Source organism: Streptomyces sp. NPDC086519, from assembly GCF_040686075.1.
Classification (GTDB): domain Bacteria; phylum Actinomycetota; class Actinomycetes; order Streptomycetales; family Streptomycetaceae; genus Streptomyces; species Streptomyces shenzhenensis.
This window is the reverse complement of sequence record NZ_JBFBJL010000001.1, coordinates 64,212-80,613: the sequence shown is the minus strand read 5'-3', so window position 1 is coordinate 80,613 and position 16,402 is coordinate 64,212. Positions and strand designations below refer to the sequence as shown.

General features: G+C 72.1%; 15 protein-coding genes, 1 pseudogene and 1 riboswitch. Of the genes and pseudogenes, 12 read left to right on the top strand and 4 right to left on the bottom strand.

Going from position 1 to position 16,402, the window contains the following annotated elements; all coding sequences use genetic code 11:
• Nucleotides 1-4 precede the first annotated feature (4 nt).
• Nucleotides 5-691 carry a DUF5995 family protein gene (locus tag AB0P24_RS00345; RefSeq protein ID WP_365789477.1) on the bottom strand — a complete coding sequence of 229 codons (687 nt, stop codon included), beginning with the start codon at nucleotides 689-691 and terminating at the stop codon, nucleotides 5-7.
• A 123-nt stretch (nucleotides 692-814) separates the two neighbouring features.
• Entirely contained in the window at nucleotides 815-2,194 is a 1,380-nt protein-coding gene (locus tag AB0P24_RS00340) for a solute carrier family 23 protein (RefSeq protein WP_365789475.1), read from the bottom strand.
• Nucleotides 2,195-2,350: 156 nt separating this feature from the next.
• On the opposite strand from AB0P24_RS00340, the pseudogene AB0P24_RS00335 reads away from it, so the two are divergent.
• Both AB0P24_RS00335 and AB0P24_RS00330 read left to right on the top strand, forming a co-directional pair.
• Nucleotides 2,351-2,824: pseudogene (locus AB0P24_RS00335) on the top strand (alginate lyase family protein); the annotation flags it as partial.
• A gap of 86 nt (nucleotides 2,825-2,910) precedes the next feature.
• On the top strand, nucleotides 2,911-3,369 hold the full coding sequence (locus tag AB0P24_RS00330; RefSeq protein WP_365789473.1) for a thioesterase family protein: 459 nt from the start codon (nucleotides 2,911-2,913) through the stop codon (nucleotides 3,367-3,369).
• On the opposite strand, the gene AB0P24_RS00325 is transcribed toward AB0P24_RS00330, so the two are convergent.
• Nucleotides 3,329-4,543, bottom strand: a complete 1,215-nt coding sequence (locus AB0P24_RS00325; RefSeq protein WP_365789471.1) for an MFS transporter — start codon at nucleotides 4,541-4,543, stop codon at nucleotides 3,329-3,331. The genes AB0P24_RS00330 and AB0P24_RS00325 overlap by 41 nt on opposite strands.
• A 121-nt stretch (nucleotides 4,544-4,664) precedes the next feature.
• Between AB0P24_RS00325 and AB0P24_RS00320 the strand changes: the two genes are divergently transcribed.
• The 10 genes from AB0P24_RS00320 (at nucleotide 4,665) to AB0P24_RS00275 (ending at nucleotide 14,056) form a co-directional block, all read left to right on the top strand.
• On the top strand, nucleotides 4,665-5,990 hold the full coding sequence (locus AB0P24_RS00320; RefSeq protein ID WP_365789469.1) for an ROK family transcriptional regulator: 1,326 nt from the start codon (nucleotides 4,665-4,667) through the stop codon (nucleotides 5,988-5,990).
• Between the two features lie 273 nt (nucleotides 5,991-6,263).
• Nucleotides 6,264-6,394: riboswitch (FMN riboswitch) on the top strand.
• Nucleotides 6,395-6,550: 156 nt separating this feature from the next.
• Nucleotides 6,551-7,156, top strand: coding sequence for a riboflavin synthase (locus AB0P24_RS00315; RefSeq protein ID WP_365789467.1), 606 nt, complete (start codon nucleotides 6,551-6,553; stop codon nucleotides 7,154-7,156).
• Nucleotides 7,153-7,803 carry a nicotinamide riboside transporter PnuC gene (gene pnuC, locus AB0P24_RS00310; protein ID WP_365789465.1) on the top strand — a complete coding sequence of 217 codons (651 nt, stop codon included), beginning with the start codon at nucleotides 7,153-7,155 and terminating at the stop codon, nucleotides 7,801-7,803. Before AB0P24_RS00315 ends, pnuC begins: the two co-directional genes overlap by 4 nt.
• Nucleotides 7,800-9,143 carry a bifunctional 3,4-dihydroxy-2-butanone-4-phosphate synthase/GTP cyclohydrolase II gene (locus AB0P24_RS00305; protein ID WP_365789463.1) on the top strand — a complete coding sequence of 448 codons (1,344 nt, stop codon included), beginning with the start codon at nucleotides 7,800-7,802 and terminating at the stop codon, nucleotides 9,141-9,143. Before pnuC ends, AB0P24_RS00305 begins: the two co-directional genes overlap by 4 nt.
• 72 nt (nucleotides 9,144-9,215) lie before the next feature.
• Nucleotides 9,216-9,701, top strand: a complete 486-nt coding sequence (gene ribH / locus AB0P24_RS00300; RefSeq protein ID WP_365789460.1) for a 6,7-dimethyl-8-ribityllumazine synthase — start codon at nucleotides 9,216-9,218, stop codon at nucleotides 9,699-9,701.
• Between the two features lie 34 nt (nucleotides 9,702-9,735).
• Nucleotides 9,736-10,008: a phosphoribosyl-ATP diphosphatase gene (locus AB0P24_RS00295; RefSeq protein ID WP_016434182.1), complete on the top strand. Its 273-nt coding sequence runs from the start codon at nucleotides 9,736-9,738 to the stop codon at nucleotides 10,006-10,008.
• Between the two features lie 58 nt (nucleotides 10,009-10,066).
• Nucleotides 10,067-10,915, top strand: a complete 849-nt coding sequence (gene hisG / locus AB0P24_RS00290) for an ATP phosphoribosyltransferase (protein WP_365789458.1) — start codon at nucleotides 10,067-10,069, stop codon at nucleotides 10,913-10,915.
• A 14-nt stretch (nucleotides 10,916-10,929) separates the two neighbouring features.
• Nucleotides 10,930-11,385 carry a PH domain-containing protein gene (locus tag AB0P24_RS00285; RefSeq protein ID WP_365789456.1) on the top strand — a complete coding sequence of 152 codons (456 nt, stop codon included), beginning with the start codon at nucleotides 10,930-10,932 and terminating at the stop codon, nucleotides 11,383-11,385.
• 257 nt (nucleotides 11,386-11,642) lie between these two features.
• Nucleotides 11,643-12,971 carry a hemolysin family protein gene (locus AB0P24_RS00280; RefSeq protein WP_365789453.1) on the top strand — a complete coding sequence of 443 codons (1,329 nt, stop codon included), beginning with the start codon at nucleotides 11,643-11,645 and terminating at the stop codon, nucleotides 12,969-12,971.
• Nucleotides 12,968-14,056, top strand: coding sequence for a hemolysin family protein (locus tag AB0P24_RS00275; RefSeq protein ID WP_365789451.1), 1,089 nt, complete (start codon nucleotides 12,968-12,970; stop codon nucleotides 14,054-14,056). Before AB0P24_RS00280 ends, AB0P24_RS00275 begins: the two co-directional genes overlap by 4 nt.
• Nucleotides 14,057-14,240: 184 nt before the next feature.
• On the opposite strand, the gene AB0P24_RS00270 is transcribed toward AB0P24_RS00275, so the two are convergent.
• The gene (locus AB0P24_RS00270; protein ID WP_365789449.1) at nucleotides 14,241-16,106 is read right to left on the bottom strand and encodes an AAA family ATPase; all 1,866 of its coding nucleotides are present in this window, start codon (nucleotides 16,104-16,106) and stop codon (nucleotides 14,241-14,243) included.
• Nucleotides 16,107-16,402: the final 296 nt, after the last annotated feature.

Sequence of the window (16,402 nt, the reverse complement as noted above, 5' to 3'; positions counted from 1 at the left end):
CACCTCAGTCGCCCAGCGGCGTGAGCAGCATCCGGCCCGCCAGGCCCACGGCCGCGTCCAGCCGCTCGGTGAACTCCTCGACCAGGTCCTCGAACCTGCGCAGCGCCCACAGGGCTCTGGCCGCCGACCAGGTCGCGTCCCGGGCCCGCTCCAGGCTCCAGGAACCGAGCAGATGGGTCAGCGGATCGGCGATCTGGAGCAGGTCGGGCCCCGGCATCAGATCCTCGCGGATGCGCTCCTCCAGCGAGACGAGCAGGTCGCCGACGCGGTCGAACTCGTCCTCCAGATCGGCCGGTTCGCAGCCGAGCGTACGGCAGGCGTCGACCACGGCCAGCGCCAGGTCGTGCCCGATGTGCGCGTTGATGCCGGCCAGCGCGAACTGTAGTGGGCGGACCCCGGGATGGCGGCGGAACTGGAACAACGGCCGCCAGCAGGCCGGGGGCCGGCGGCCGGTGGCCTCCGCTGCCACGGCGGCCAGGTAGCGCTCGGCGAACCGCACGTCGAGGGTGGCCGCGGCCCCGGGGTCCGTGAACCCGCCCGCGTCCAGGCGCCGTTCCACCTCCTCCGTGACGGCGAGATACACCCGGTTGAAGACCGCGATCCCGTCCCGCTCGGGCAGCTCCGCGTCCAGGGCGCGCATCCGGGAGACGACGGTGCCGACCGGAGCGGTGAGGTGTTGCGACTGCGCCATGGGGGAAGCGTCCCAGCCCCGGCCCGGCCCGCGCGGCGACGGGCCCGGCGCTTCCCCGGAACGAGGGAACGGACCCGCCGGAGGGGAGGGCGGGCGCGCCGGGCGGGAGGGGGCGATGCCTGCCTACGGACGGGTGTCGTCGTAGGAGCTGGTGCCCTCGTCGAGGAGCGGTTCCTGGCCCTTGAGGTGGGCCGGGGCCATGGCACGCAGGGTGTGGTAGCCGATGATGACCACCAGGGTGCCGAGGGCGATGCCGCTGAGGGAGAAGGTGTCGGTGAACTTCATGCTGACGTTGCCGACGCCGATGATGATGCCGGCGGACGCCGGGACCAGGTTCAGCGGGTTGCGCAGATCGACCCCGGCGTGCAGCCAGATCTGGGCGCCGAGCAGGCCGATCATGCCGTAGAGGATCACCGTGATGCCGCCGAGGACCCCGCCCGGGATCGCGGCGACGACCGCCCCGAACTTGGGGCAGACGCCGAAGAGCAGCGCGAAGCCGGCGGCGGCCCAGTAGGCGGCGGTGGAGTAGACACGGGTCGCGGCCATCACGCCGATGTTCTCGGAGTAGGTGGTGTTGGGCGGGCCGCCCACGGCGGTGGAGAGCATCGAGGCGACGCCGTCGGCCGAGATCGCCGTGCCCAGCTTGTCGTCCAGCGGGTCGCCGGTCATCTCGCCGACCGCCTTGACGTGCCCGGTGTTCTCGGCGACCAGGGCGATGACCACGGGCAGCGCGACCAGGATCGCCGACCACTGGAAGGACGGGCCGTGGAAGGACGGCAGCCCGATCCAGTCGGCCCTGCCGACGCCGGAGAGGTCCAGGCGCCAGTGGTCGGTGACCTTGCCGCTCGGGCTCAGGGAGTGGATCCGGCCGAAGACGCGGTCCAGGGCCCAGGAGAGGACGTATCCGAAGACGAGGCCCAGGAAGATCGCGATGCGGGACCAGAATCCTCGCAGACAGACGACGGCCAGACCGGTGAACGTCATCACCAGCAGAGCCGTCCACTGGTCCTGCGGCCAGTAGGTGGAGGCGGTGACCGGCGCGAGGTTGAAGCCGATCAGCATCACCACCGCGCCGGTGACGATCGGCGGCATCGCGGCGTGGATGATCCGGGCGCCGAAGCGCTGGACGGCCAGCCCGATCAGGAACAGCACGGCGCCGACCACCAGGATCGCGCCGGTCACGGTGGCGCTGGTGCCGCCCTGCGCGCGGATGACGGCGGTCACTCCGACGAAGGACAGCGAGCAGCCCAGGTAGCTGGGGACCCGGCCACGCGTCGCCAGCAGGAAGATCACCGTCGCGACGCCGGACATCATGATCGCGAGGTTGGGATTCAGACCCATCAAAACCGGGGCGACGAACGACGCGCCGAACATGGCGACCACATGCTGGGCGCCGAGCCCGATCGTGCGCGGCCAGGAGAGCCGTTCGTCGGGGCGTACCACCGCTCCGGGCGCGGGCGTGCGCCCGTCGCCGTGCAGTTTCCAGCGCACGCCGAGATCCATGGGGGTTTCACTTTCCTTGTACGTGAAGACGGTCCGGACCATTGTCCCGGCTGTCTCGTGGTTCTACGCTCACGCGGTCCCACTCATGAACTGAGTTCACATATTTGATTTCGGGTTGCTCGGAGTGCTCGATGAGTGGCTGGCGAAGGCCCCCGAATGCAGCTGGCCGCCCTCGCCTACGCGACCGGTGACAAGGCGCTGGCCAGGAAGACCGTGCTGGACGCGCGGGCCCGGCGGATCGACCCGCAGGTCGCGGCGGACGGCAGTCAGCCGCAGGAGCCGGCCCGCACCAGAAGCCGGCACTACTCGGCCTTCGGCCTGGTCGCCCGCACCCGGCTCGCGGCCGTCGGCCGGCATGTCGGCGTGAACCAGTGGGCCTATCGGGGGCCGGACGGCCAGAGCCCGTTCAAGGCCGTCGACTACCTGCTGCCGTCCGCGACCGGGGCGGCCGCCTTGCCCTACCCGGAGCCGGAGTTCCACCGCTGCGCGGCGAGCGACGTCGTGCACGCGGTGGCCGACGCCGGCGACACGGCGGCCCGGCAGGCGGTACGGCGGCTGGAGGCGCCGCCCGGCGGTGACCTCTGGGCGCCGCGGCCCGCGGCCGAGCAGCTGGACTCGACAGCGGGCTGACCAGCCCCTTCCCGACCGGGGCTGCTGAGCATCCGCTTAGGATGGAGTGTCCCCACCGCTTCGTCCCAAGCTCAGGAGCCCCACCCGTGACCGCCGAAGCCCCGCCCGCCCCCGCCCTCCCCTACGGCCGCCTGCTGCCGGTCAGCGTCCACTTCGACGACCTCGACGCGCTCGGGATGCTGCACAACGCCCGCTACCCGCTGCTGGTCGAGCGGGCCTGGACGGAGCTCTGGCAGGGGCACGGCATCCGCTTCGACGGCGACTGGGCCGCCGCCGGAGACGCCTGCAACGTGGTCAAGGAGCTGCTGATCAGCTACGAGGCGCCGGTCACCAGGCCGGGCACCTACGCCGTCCACCTCTGGCTGGAACGGCTCGGCACCTCCGGCCTGACCTACGGCTTCCGCTTCTGCTCGCCCGACGGCGCGACCACCTACGCACAGGGCACCCGGGTGCTCGTCCGGCTGGACGCGGCCACCCTGCGCCCCGCGCCGTGGAGCGAGCCGTTCAGGGCCGTGGGCCGGGAACTGCTGCGGCCTCGGGGCTGACCTCCGCGCGCGAGCCCCGCGCCCCGGCGCGCAGCACGCCCGCGAACGCCACCAGCCCCAGGGTCAGCGCCGTGACCAGGCAGAACGACACCACCAGGCTGGTCGCCTGGGCGATGCCGCCGATCAGGCCGGGCGCGATCAGGCCCGAGGTGTAGGTGATCGTCGCCACACCGGCGATCGCCTGACTCGGGTTCGGCCCGGCGTGCCCGGCCGCCGCGAAGCACAGCGGTACGACGACCGCGATGCCGAGGCCCAGCAACGCGAACCCGGTCATCGCCACCGCGGGCTGCCCGGCCAGGACCACCAGCAGCCCGCCGAACGCGGCGAGCACGCCTCCGGCGCGCACGGTACGGACCGCGCCGAAACGGTTCACCACCGCGTCCCCGCCGATCCGGGCCACCGCCATGGCCAGCATGAACCCGGTGGTGGTGGCCGCCGCGAGCCCGGCCGAGCTGTCCATCCGGTCCCGCAGGAACACCGCCGACCAGTCCAGACTCGCCCCCTCCGCGAACACCGCGCAGAAACCCACCGTGCCGATCAGCAGCGCCGACCGGGGCGGCAGCGTGAACCGTGGCGGCGGCTCCTCGTCCTCGGCGGCCTGGACGTCCAGGACGAAGCCGGCCGTCAGTACGCCGAGCACGGTGAGCACGGCCGCGGCCAGGGCGAAGTGCACGCGCGCGTCGGTGCCCAGGTGCGCGGCGAGGGTGCCCGCGGCCGAGCCGATCAGGGTGCCCGCGCTCCACATGCCGTGCAGCCCTGACATGACCGACCTGTCGAGCCGCCGTTCGATCTCCACGCCGAGCGCGTTCATCACGACGTCCGCCATGCCCGCGCTCGCGCCGTACACGAACATCGCCAGGCACAGCAGATACAGGTTGGTCGCCAGCGACGGCAGGATCAGCGACAGCGTCCACATCGCGATCAGGCCGCGCAGCGCCGTACGGCTGCCGAAGCGGTGGCTGATCCTGCCCGCCAGCGGCATCGCGCACGAGGCGCCGAACGCCGTGAACGCGAGCGCGAAGCCCAACCGGCCGGGGCTGAGCGAGGCATGGTCCTGGACCCACGGCACCCGGGTGGCGAACGAGCCGGTGACGGCACCGTGCACGGTGAACACGGCCGCGACGGCGTACCGCGCGCGTTTCACCTCGTGCTGCGCCTGACCCATGTCCTTCATCGTCCTGCCCTCCCCGGCCGGGTGCCGCCCCGCTGCCCGGCGTAAACTATCAGGGACCCTTCCTGATAGATAGGGAGCATGTGGCCGTCCTGGGCCATACGGATCTGGGAGGATGCCCGCCATGCCCGCATCACCGAGCACCGCCCGGGCCATCAACGACCGGCTCGCGCTGACCCTGCTCCAGGAGGAAGGCCCGCTGACGGCAGGGCAGTTGAAACAGCTGACCGGGCTGTCCCGGCCGACCGTCGCCGACCTCGTCGAACGGCTCACCGCGTCCGGCCTGATCACGGTGGTCGGCGAGTCGGGCGAGCAGCGCCGGGGGCCGAACGCCCGGCTGTACGGCCTCGTCGCCGACCGCGCGTACCTGGCCGCCCTCGACGTACGCACCGAGAGTGTCTCGGTGCTGGTCTCCGACCTGGTGGGGCGGGTGCTGGCCGACGGGTCGGTGCCGGTCGCCCCTCAGGCGGGGGAGGCGGCGGCGGTCGAGCAGGCGACGGGGCTGGTGGAGCGGGCGGTGAAGGAGGCGGGGGTGCCCGGGGACGGGGAGCGACTGCACACCGTGGGCATCGGTGCGCCCGGGCTCGTCGACCCGGCCACCGGTGAGCTCCGCGACTCGGCCGGCCTGCCCGCCTGGCACCGCCGGCTCGTCGCCGCCCTCCAGTCGCGGTTCCCGCAGGCCCGGGTCGGTGTCGAGAACGAGACCAACCTGGCCGCCCTCGCCGAGCAGCGGGAGGGCGTCGCCCGGGACCGCGACACCTTCGTCCTGCTCTGGCTGGGGGACAGCTGCGGCGCCGCCGTCGTCCTGGACGGCGGGCTGCGCCGGGGCGCCTCCGGCGGCACGGGCGAGATCGGCTTCCTGCCGGTGCCGGGCACGGCCGTACTGCCGTCGGCGACCGACTGCTCCGGGGGTTACCACTCACTGGTGGGAGCGGCCGCGATCGTGGCACTGGCGCGGGAGCACGGTGCAGGACCGGGAGACCTGTCCGCCCACCGCTTGGTCGAGGAGGCGGCGCGCCTGACGGCGGGCGGCGACCCCATCGCGCCCCAACGGGGCGCGGGCCGCGGCGATGTGCGGCTCCGCCGCGGGGGCGCGTCGAGTCACGACGGTCCCGCGGTCGACCGACCCGCAGCCGACCCGCGACCCGGCCCGGCGCTCTGCGCGGAACGCGCCCCCCGCTTCCTGGACGCCCTCGCCGACCGCGTCGCCGTCGGTGTGGCCGCCGTCGTCGCCGTCCTGGACCCGGGCTGTGTGGTTCTCGGCGGTGAGAGCGGCTCTGCCGGGGGCGCCGCCCTCGCCGCGCGGGTCGAGGCGCGGCTCCGCCGTATGTCGCCGCTGGCCACCGAGGTGCGGGCGAGCGCGCTGGGCGGTTCGGCCGTGCTGCGCGGGGCGCTGCTGACCGCGCGGGAGCGCGCCCAGGACGAACTGTTCGCGGCACCGGAGCGCTGATCCGCGCCGTGTGCCGGGACGGCCCGCCCGGGTGGGGTGGGCCCGGCGACGGGCAAGGGCCGTCGTCACCGTCACCGGGTCCGTCCGAACCATAAAAGGACTAGACCAGCTGGGTCAATGGATGTGAATCAGAGTCAAGAGTCCTGGTCCGGGCGCCGGTTGGGCACATGGCGACCCCTCTGGGAAGTCCAGCGACACGAGCTGTGAGGCACCCCACACGGTTCCTCCACATGGACCGCGACCGGGCGTGGCACACTGGCCGTGTACCAGAAGCAGCGCACTCCGGGGTCGGTGAAACTCCGAACCGGCGGTTACAGTCCGCGACCCGTCCGCTTCCAGCGGCCGGTTGACCAGGTGGAATTCCTGGACCGACGGTTAAAGTCCGGATGGGAGGCAGTGCGCGGCGGGCGAGCATGCAGGTGTGCGCGCCGCCGTATGTGGTCTTGTCCTCAGCGGGCGGGAACTTCTCGGCGTCGCCCTCGGTGTGATCGTCCGTCCCTTCTGTCGTTCGTCGACAGGCCCCGGAGTCCGTGCCCCGTTGAGGCAGGAGGACCCGGGAAGTGTTCACCGGAATCGTCGAAGAACTGGGTGAGGTCACCGCCGTCGAGAACCTCGGCGACGCCTCCCGTTTCCGGCTCCGTGGCCCCGTAGTGACCGAGGGCGCACAGCACGGCGACTCCATCGCCGTGAACGGCGTCTGTCTGACCGTGGTGGAGCACGAGGGCGACGAGTTCACCGCCGACGTCATGGCGGAGACCCTCAAGCGTTCCTCCCTCGGCGCCCTGGGCGTCGGCTCCCGGGTCAACCTCGAACGCCCCACCGCGGTCGGCTCCCGCCTCGGCGGCCACATCGTGCAGGGCCACGTCGACGGCACCGGACAGGTGCTGGCGCGCACGCCCTCCGAGAACTGGGAGATCGTCAAGGTCTCCCTCCCGGCCGACCTCGCCCGCTATGTCGTCGAGAAGGGCTCCATCACCGTCGACGGCATCAGCCTCACCGTCGTCGAGGCGGGCCCCGACTACTTCACCGTCAGCCTCATCCCCACCACCCTCGGCCTCACCACCCTCGGCCACAAGCAGCCCGGCGACCCGGTCAACCTGGAGGTCGACGTCGTCGCCAAGTACGTGGAGCGCCTGCTCGCCAACACGCAGGGAGCGGGCCGGTGAACTGGCTGAACTCCCAGGCGTTCACCCTCCTCGGCCAGCACATCATCTGGTCGGACATGATCGGCAACATCCTCGGCCTGATCACCCTCGCCCTCGGCTGGCGCCGCTCGCTGCTCACCTGGCCGGTGCAGTTCCTCTCCGGCCTGGTCCTGTTCATCGCCTTCTACGGGCACCTCGCCGGCAGCGCCGGCAAGCAGGTCGTCGTCATGGCGGTCGCCGCGTACGGCTGGTGGCGGTGGAACCGCGACCAGGGCCGGACCGAGGACGGCGGGGACGGCCACATCGTCCCGCGGTTCGCCACCTGGCGGGAGCGCGGCGCGATGATCGCCGCCGCGGCCGTCGGCACGGTCGCCGTCGCCCTGCTCTTCAAGGCCTACCCGTCCCTGTCCTGGGACCCCTGGCCGGACGCCTACATCTTCGTCGGCACCGTCGTCGCCATGTACGCCCAGGCCCGCGGCATGGTCGAGTTCTGGATCGCCTGGCTCCTGGTCGACGTCGTCGGCGTCCCCCTCAACTTCGCCAACGGCTACGCCTTCTCCGGCTTCATCTACGTCATCTACGGCGCGCTCGTCCTGTGGGGCATGCGCGACTGGTGGCTGCGCTCCCGCCAGGGCTCGCGGCCCGCCCTGGAAGGAGCACCCGCATGACCGCCCTCCCGTCGCCCGCCGCCACCCCGGACGAGGCGCTTCGCGCCGTGCCTCCCGTCCCGCCCGTCCTCTACAGCACCGACGCCGTCGACGACCTCACCCTCGACCCGGTCGAGCAGGCCATCGCCGACATCGCGGCCGGCCGTCCCATCGTGGTCGTCGACGACGAGGACCGCGAGAACGAGGGCGACCTCGTCATCGCCGCCGAGAAGATCACCCCCGACATCGTCGCGTTCATGATGAGCGAGTGCCGCGGCCTGATCTGCGCCCCCATGGAGGGCGAGGAACTGGACCGGCTCGAACTGCCGCAGATGGTCGGTGCCAACACCGAGTCCATGAAGACCGCGTTCACGATCTCCGTGGACGCCTCCGCCGCGCACGGCGTCACCACCGGTATCTCGGCCGCCGACCGCGCCACCACGCTCCGGCTGCTGGCGAGCGGCCAGGCGGAGCCGACGGACCTGGTCCGCCCCGGCCACGTCTTCCCGCTGCGCGCCCGGCCCGGCGGCGTCCTGGTCCGCAACGGCCACACCGAGGCCGCCGTCGACCTGGCCCGCCTCGCGGGCCTGCGCCCGGCCGGTGCCATCGTGGAGATCGCCGGTGAGGACGGCCGGATGCTCCGCCTCCCGGAGCTGATCCCGTTCGCCCGCAGGCACGGCCTGACGATCATCTCCATCGCGGACCTGATCACCTACCGCCGGGCCGCCGAGCCGACCGTCCGCCGCGAGGCCGAGGTCAACCTGCCCACCAGGCACGGCACCTTCACGGCGTACGGCTACCGCTCCACCACCGACGGCGTCGAGCACGTCGCCCTGGTCCACGGCGAGATCGGCGACGGCGAGGACGTCCTGGTCCGGGTCCACTCCGAGTGCCTCACCGGGGACGTCTTCGGCTCCGCCCGCTGCGACTGCGGCCCCCAGCTCGACGAGGCCCTGGAGCGCATCCAGGACGAGGGCCGGGGCATCGTCGTCTACCTGCGCGGACACGAGGGGCGGGGCATCGGACTGCTGTCCAAGCTGCGCGCGTACGAACTCCAGGAGCGCGGCCGCGACACCCTCGACGCCAACCTCGAACTCGGCCTGCCCGCCGACGCCCGTGACTACGGCGCCGGCGCCCAGATCCTGGCCGACCTCGGGGTGCACAGCGTCCGGCTGATGACCAACAACCCCGACAAGAGCGACGCGCTGCTGAGCCACGGCCTCAAGATCAGCGGACGCGAGCCGATGCCCGTGCAGGCGGGCGAGCACAACCTCCGCTACCTGCGTACCAAGCGGGACCGGATGGGCCACGACCTGCCCTGGCTGGACACCCCGGCCGTGGCCACCTGCGTGAACCAGTAACCGTGGCCGCCCCCGGCCACCGGCAACCGTGGCCCCGCGGCCACCAGCAGAGAAACAGCACTGAGGAGAGACGTGAGCGGCAAGGGTGCACCTGAACTGTCCGTACGCAATGTCAGCGACCTGCGGGTCGCCGTCATCGCGTCCCAGTGGCACGAGAAGGTGATGGACGGTCTGGTGGACGGCGCCCTGCGCGCCCTGCGCGACCTGGGGATCGACGAGCCGACCCTGCTCCGGGTCCCCGGCAGCTGGGAGCTCCCGGTCACCGCCAAGGCCCTCGCCGGGCGCGGTTACGACGCGATCGTGGCCCTCGGCGTCGTCATCCGCGGCGGCACTCCGCATTTCGAGTACGTGTGCCAGGGCGTCACCCAGGGTCTCACCCAGGTCTCCGTGGAGACCGGGGTCCCGGTCGGCTTCGGCGTGCTCACCTGCGACGACGAGGAGCAGGCCCTGGACCGCGCGGGCCTCGAAGGCTCCCACGAGGACAAGGGCCACGAGGCGGTGACGGCGGCGGTGGCGACCGCGGCCACCCTCCGCTCAGTATCCGAACCCTGGCACTGAGCGAGGCGGCGTTTGGCGTAGTCTGGCGCTCACCATGTCCAAGAAGACTTTCGAGGAGCTCTTCACCGAGCTCCAGCACAAGGCCGCCCACGGCGACCCCGCCACCTCCCGCACCGCCGAGCTGGTCGGCAAGGGGGTCCATGCCATCGGCAAGAAGGTCGTCGAGGAGGCCGCCGAGGTCTGGATGGCCGCGGAGCACGAGGGCAAGGAAGCGGCCGCCGAGGAGATCTCGCAGCTGCTCTACCACGTCCAGGTGATGATGGTCGCCCGCGGCATCTCGCTGGACGACGTCTACGCCCACCTGTAAGAACCCGTTTTGGACACCCCCTCTTCAGCCCTCTTTCGAAGCGAAGGAAGCCGACCTCATGCTGCGCATCGCCGTCCCCAACAAGGGTTCCCTCTCAGGCCCTGCGGCGGACATGCTGCATGAGGCCGGCTACCGGCAGCGCCGGGAGTCCAAGGAACTGCGCATCGTCGACCCGGTCAACGACGTCGAGTTCTTCTACCTCCGCCCCCGCGACATCGCGATCTACGTCTCCTCCGGCCGCCTCGACATCGGCGTCACCGGGCGCGACCTGCTCGTCGACTCGGGCGCCAACGCCGAGGAGATCCTGCCGCTCGGCTTCGCCCGCTCCACCTTCCGCTTCGCCGCCAGGCCCGGCGAGGCGAACGGCCTGGCGGACCTCAAGGGCAAGACGGTCGCCACCTCCTACGAGGGGATCGTCGCGGGGCACCTCGCGGACAACGGCGTCGACGCCTCCGTCGTCCACCTCGACGGCGCCGTGGAGACCGCGATCGAGCTGGGCGTCGCCGAGGTCATCGCCGACGTCGTGGAGACCGGCACCAGCCTGCGCAACGCCGGTCTGGAGGTCTTCGGCGAGCCGATCATGAAGTCCGAGGCGATCGTCGTCCGCCGCACCGGCGCCGACGCCGAGGAGCCCAAGGTCCAGCAGTTCCTGCGCCGCCTCCAGGGCGTCCTGGTCGCCCGGACGTACGTGATGATGGACTACGACTGCCGGGTCGAGCAGCTGGAGAAGGCCGTCGCCCTCACCCCGGGTCTGGAGTCGCCGACCGTCTCCCCGCTGCACAACGAGGGCTGGGTCGCCGTGCGCGCCATGGTCCCCACCAAGGACGCGCAGCGGATCATGGACGACCTGTACGACATCGGCGCCCGCGCGATCCTGACCACGGCCATCCACGCCTGCCGCCTCTGAGGGGGCCGCGCGAGATGTCCGAGATTCCTTCGCTGCCCGTCACCTTCCGGCCGGGCCACACCCGCGCGATCCTGCTCACCGCGGGTGTCGCGATCTTCGCCACCATATCCGGGGTCGCGCTGCTCCTGGAGCAGCTCGGCCCGGGGGAGAAGCTCAGCTTCGTCGTCACCGGCGCGCTGATCTTCTGGGGGCTGGCCCAGCTGGCCCGGGTGAAGGTGGTCGCCGACGAGTCCGGGGTGACCGTCGTCAACATCGCCGGCAAGCGGCGCCTGGAGTGGGCGGAGATCCTCCAGGTGAACCTCCGCCCGGGTGACCCGTGGGTGTTCCTCGACCTCAGCGACGGCACCAGCCTGCCCGCTCTCGGCATCCAGCCGGGCGTCGCCAAGCAGCGCGCGATCGCCGACGCCAAGGCCCTGCGCGCCCTCGCCGAGGCCCACGCGGTCCACGACCCCGAACAGCATCAGGGCTGAAATCACGCAACTTCGGGGTCGTCCGAGGGCCGTCGCCCCTGCCGCACCGGCCCCTGTCTTGATTAATCTGTTGGCGGAGGCTTTTTCACGTCCCGCCTCCGCCCCTGTCGCGCGCCCGGCGCACAGGGGTTCCTGCTACCCGAGGAGTGACCCTCTCCGGCGATGGACGGATCGTCCTGTAGTACCTGCGCCGCCCCCTCCCGACATACCGCGGACCGCTTTTCCGCAGTCCGCGAGGCTTCGGAGGCGGCGGCATCATGACCACCCCCCTGCTGCTCCTGGCAGCCGCGTTCCTGCTCATCCTCGCCAACGGCTTCTTCGTGGCCGCCGAGTTCGGCCTGGTGACCGTGGAGCGGCCCGAGGCCGAGAAGGCCGCCGCCGACGGCGACAAGCGCGCCCGTACGGTCGTCGAGTCGCTGAAGGAGCTGTCCTTCCAGCTCTCCGGCACCCAGCTCGGCATCACCATCACCTCCCTCGTCGTCGGCATGCTCGCGGAGCCGTCACTGGCCGCGCTGCTGCACGGCCCGCTGACCGCGATCGGCCTGCCCGACGGCGCCGTCTCCGGTATCGCCGTCGTGGTCGGCATGCTGCTCGCCTCGGCGATCCAGATGGTGATCGGCGAGCTCGTACCCAAGAACTGGGCGGTCTCCAAGCCCCTCCAGGTCGCGCGCTTCGTCGCCGGCCCGCAGGCCCGCTTCTCCCGCCTGTTCCGCCCGGTGATCGCCGCGCTGAACACGGTCGCCAACCGGCTCGTCCGCGCCCTCGGCGTCGAACCCGCCGATGAGCTGGCCTCCGCCCGCACCCCCGGCGAGCTGGTCTCCCTGGCCCGGCACTCCGCCCAGGCCGGCGCGCTGGAACAGGACACGGCCGACCTGTTCGTCCGCACCCTGTCGCTGGGCGAGCTGACCGCCCAGCACGTCATGACCCCCCGGGTGAAGGTCAGCGCGCTCCAGGACACGGCGACCGCCGAGGACGTCGTCAACCTCACCCGGGCCACCGGCCTGTCCCGCTTCCCGGTCTACCGGGAGAAGATCGACGAGATCGTCGGCATGGCCCACCTCAAGGACGCGCTGGCGGTCCCCGTGCACGAACGCCTGCACACCCCGGTCAGCCGGATCGCCCGGCAGGCCCTGCTCGTCCCCGAGACCCTCCCGGTCCAGCCCCTCCTCGCCCGGCTGCGCTCCGAGCAGCCCATCGCGGTCGTCGTGGACGAGTACGGCGGTACGGCGGGCGTGGTCACCCTGGAGGACATCGTCGAGGAGCTCGTCGGCGAGGTCCGTGACGAGCACGACAGCCCGGACGCCCCGGAACTCGCCGCCGTCCCCTCCCAGGACGGCAGGCCCGCCTGGGACGTCGACGGCAGCGTCCGGGTCGACATCCTCCAGCGGATAGGCCTGGACGTGCCGGAAGGCCCGTACGAAACGGTCGCGGGCCTGGTCGCCGATCTCCTCGGCCGTATCCCGGCGCCCGGCGACCGCGCGGAACTGCCCGGCTGGCGGCTGTCGGTGCGCCGGGTCGGCCACTACCGCGCGGAACGGGTCCGCCTGGTCCGCACCGCCCCCGCCGTCGCGGAGGCCGCCCGATGAGCGTCCTCCAACTGGTCTTCGCCGCGCTGCTGGTCCTGGCCAACGGCTTCTTCGTGGGCGCCGAGTTCGCCCTCGTCTCGGTCCGCCGCAGCCAGATCGAACCCCTGGGCACGGCCCGGGCCCGCCAGGTCATCTACGGCCTGGAACGTCTCCCGCAGATGATGGCCGCGGCCCAGTTCGGCATCACCGTCTGCTCGCTGACGCTGGGCGCGGTGGCCGAACCGACGGTGGCCCACCTGCTGGAGCCGCTGTTCGAGGCCGTCCACCTGCCCGACGGCATGATCCACCCGCTGGGTTATGTCATCGCGCTGGCCGCGGTGGTCTTCTTCCACCTGGTCATCGGCGAGATGGTGCCGAAGAACCTGGCGATGGCGGCACCGGAGAAGGCGGCGCTGTGGCTGAGTCCCGGCCTGGTGGCGTTCGCCCGCGTCTGCCGGCCGATCACCGTCGCCCTCGGCGCCTGCGCCCAGGGCATCCTGAAGCTGTTCCGGGTCGAGCCGAAGGACGAGGTCGAGGCCGTCGTCACCAGCGAGCAGCTCAACCGGCTCCTGGAGGACTCCGGCCAGGCCGGTCTCCTCGCCCCCGAGGAGCAGGAGCGCCTGGAGGACGCGCTGGAACTGGGCTCCCGCCCGGTGACGGACGTGCTCCTGCGACGCGAGTCCCTGATCACGGTCCCGCCGTCGGTCACCCCGGGGCAGATCGTCGAGCTGACCGCACGCACCGGCTACTCCCGCTTCCCGGTGGCCGCCGAGTCCGGTGCCTTCATGGGCTACGTGCACGTGAAGGACGTCCTCGACCTGGAGGACTCGGACCGGGCGGTACCGCAGCAGATGTGGCGGCCGATGACGACACTGCGAGCGGAGCTGCCCCTCGACGACGCGCTGACGGTGATGCGCCGGGCGGCGACCCACCTGGCCCAGGTGGCCGACGCGAACGGCAGGGTGCTGGGGCTGGCCACGCTGGAGGACGTCCTGGAGCTTCTGGTGGGCGAGGTCACGGACCCGGCACACCGGGAACGGCCGACACCGCCGCGGGCTCCGGAGCCGAGGGTGAGCGGGGAACCGGAAGAAGTGACGGTGGGCTGAGCACTGTGGGGAGCTGCGGGCCGGTGGGGGCTGGTCGCGCAGTTCCCCGCGCCCCTGACGGGGCGCTACGTCTCCCTTGCCGCGGGCAGTCGTGCCGCTGGGGCGGCACGGGTGGGCGCGGGCGGCGCCCGGCCAGCGCCGGTGAGCGTCCCCACCCCGGGCCCCAGCCCCCATCCGCCCGCACCTACATCCCGGCCGCCGGATCCTGCGGCCCCCTGCCCGACAGCACCTCCCCGTACGCCTGCATCAGATCCGGCAACCGCAAGGTCGCCAGATCGTCCCGCGTCAGCACCCCGGGATACGCGGACAACCGCAGATCCCGGTACGCACAGCTCTTCTCGTACAGCGTCCGCAGGAAGCGGCCGTTGCCCAGCTCGTCGATCCAGCCCTGGTCGACCACGTGCCCGGCGATCGACCGCAGCTCCTCCAGCGCCTCCTCGTCCCACGCGTCCCCGTTCTCGGCGGCCAGCACCTCGCCGATCGAGGTCAGTTCGAGGGGGCGGTAGGAGGGAAAGTCCACGCGGGTCGTGAAGCGCGAGGAGAGCCCCGGGTTGGCGGCCAGCAGGCGGTCCATGCCCTCCGGGTAGCCGGCCAGGATCACCACCAGGTGGTCGCGGTTGTCCTCGGCCCGTTTCAGCAGCACCTGCAGCGCCTCGTCGCCGTACGCGTCCCCCTTGCCGTAGCCGGAGTTGGAGAGGGAGTAGGCCTCGTCGACGAAGAGCACCCCGCCGATCGCGGAGTCGATCAGTTCGTTCGCCTTCACCGCGGTCTGGCCCAGATACTCGCCGACCAGATCGGCCCGCTGCGCTTCCACGAGGTGGTCCCCGCCCAGCAGCCCCAGCGCGTAGAAGACCCGCCCGAGGATCCGGGCGACGGTGGTCTTCCCGGTCCCGGACGGTCCGGAGAACACGAAGTGGCGTTTCGGCGGCTGCACCGGCAGCCCCTGCCCGGCCCGCAACCGGGCCATGTTCAACTGCGCGGACAGCGCCTTGACCTGTCGCTTCACGGGCTCAAGGCCGACCATGCGCTCCAGTTCGGCGAGCGCCTCCTCAAGTAACGCGGGGTCGGTCGGTCCGGTCGGCAGCGGGGGCGACGGCACGGCCTTCGCGCGCACCGCCGGATCGATCACCGACGGCATCGCCCCGGCCGGCGGTTCCGCCTCCCCGAGCCGCAGATCGCGCCCCTCGGTGCCGAAGAGCGGATCGAGCGTGTCCGGCCCGTCCACGACGTCCTGTCCGGCTCCGGCGAGGGTGATCGCCGCGAGGTCGGCCGTCTCGTCGTCGTACCCGTCGCCCTCGGCTATCGCGGCCAGCCGCGCGGAGGTGTCCATGAAGGCGGGGTCGACGCGGTGCACGGCCCGGTAGAGGGGGAGCGCGGCGGCGCTGCGGCCGGTGCCCTCGTGCGCTCGGGCCAGCCAGTAGCGCAGCTCCTTGCGCTGCGGCTGCTCGCTGCGGCAGCGCATCAGCGCGGCGGACAGGTGGGGTTCGGCCTGCCCGTACATTTCGAGGCGGACCCGGGCCATGCCGCCGAACAGGCCCGCCTCGATGCCGAGCATGGGGTCGTCCAGGAGCGGGTCGGTGTGCCGTACCAGCTGCTCCCAGTCCTTGACCAGGTAGGCCCGGCAGGCGTGCAGGAAGCGCACCTGGGCGTCGGCGTCCACGGGCGGGAGCCCGGCGAGGGCCCGGTCGAGTTCCGGGACGTGCCGGCCGTCCAGCCAGTGGGAAGCATGGGCAAGCAGCAGATCGCGCGGGCTCTCCAGGACCGGCTGCACCCACCAGCCCAGCCAGTACCAGGAGTTGAGGGTGCGCCGATGCCGGCCCCGCTGCTCGCCGAAGCGGTCCCGGTGCCGGAACATCCTGAGCAGCGCGGTCGTCGTGTCGACGCGCAGCGCGTGCAGCCCCAGCCAGGCGTCGGCCATCCCGGGATCGTTCCGCACCGCGGTGCGGAACTCCTCCTCCGCCTGCGGATAGGCACCCATGGTGTAGGCGTCCACGCCTCGCAGCCAGGCGAGGTCGGCCGGGGCCTCGGGGCCCTGCGTGCCGAAATCCATCACGTCCCCCACAAACCGTGCCCCCGTGGTTGGCCCCCGGGCTCCCCCCGATGGCCGCCGTTGGTCGAACCGCTGTGCCGCGGACCGGAGTTGCAGGTGCGCGAAGCAGCCGTTCGAAGGTCGCACCGAGGGCATCGTACCTGCGGTTCCACCGCCCGCCGAAGGGTGGCGCACAGGCCGTTTGGCGAGGTGGACGCAGAGAGGGCGCACACGGGTCGGTGACCGAGGGTGAACGGCAGGACGCGCGCGGCGCACACAAAAGGGGTAAAGGGCAGAACGAAGCCCCCGATCACGGG

What these genes read in the sequence shown, in the direction of transcription:
- AB0P24_RS00305 (WP_365789463.1), top strand. Translation starts at nt 7,800, where the DNA reads ATGACCGCCCTCCCGTCGCCCGCCGCCACCCCGGACGAGGCGCTTCGC.
- AB0P24_RS00340 (WP_365789475.1), bottom strand. Translation starts at nt 2,194, where the DNA reads ATGGATCTCGGCGTGCGCTGGAAACTGCACGGCGACGGGCGCACGCCC.
- AB0P24_RS00320 (WP_365789469.1), top strand. Translation starts at nt 4,665, where the DNA reads ATGCCCGCATCACCGAGCACCGCCCGGGCCATCAACGACCGGCTCGCG.
- AB0P24_RS00345 (WP_365789477.1), bottom strand. Translation starts at nt 691, where the DNA reads ATGGCGCAGTCGCAACACCTCACCGCTCCGGTCGGCACCGTCGTCTCC.
- AB0P24_RS00280 (WP_365789453.1), top strand. Translation starts at nt 11,643, where the DNA reads ATGACCACCCCCCTGCTGCTCCTGGCAGCCGCGTTCCTGCTCATCCTC.
- AB0P24_RS00270 (WP_365789449.1), bottom strand. Translation starts at nt 16,106, where the DNA reads ATGGATTTCGGCACGCAGGGCCCCGAGGCCCCGGCCGACCTCGCCTGG.
- AB0P24_RS00275 (WP_365789451.1), top strand. Translation starts at nt 12,968, where the DNA reads ATGAGCGTCCTCCAACTGGTCTTCGCCGCGCTGCTGGTCCTGGCCAAC.
- AB0P24_RS00295 (WP_016434182.1), top strand. Translation starts at nt 9,736, where the DNA reads ATGTCCAAGAAGACTTTCGAGGAGCTCTTCACCGAGCTCCAGCACAAG.
- AB0P24_RS00285 (WP_365789456.1), top strand. Translation starts at nt 10,930, where the DNA reads ATGTCCGAGATTCCTTCGCTGCCCGTCACCTTCCGGCCGGGCCACACC.
- hisG (WP_365789458.1), top strand. Translation starts at nt 10,067, where the DNA reads ATGCTGCGCATCGCCGTCCCCAACAAGGGTTCCCTCTCAGGCCCTGCG.
- AB0P24_RS00325 (WP_365789471.1), bottom strand. Translation starts at nt 4,543, where the DNA reads ATGAAGGACATGGGTCAGGCGCAGCACGAGGTGAAACGCGCGCGGTAC.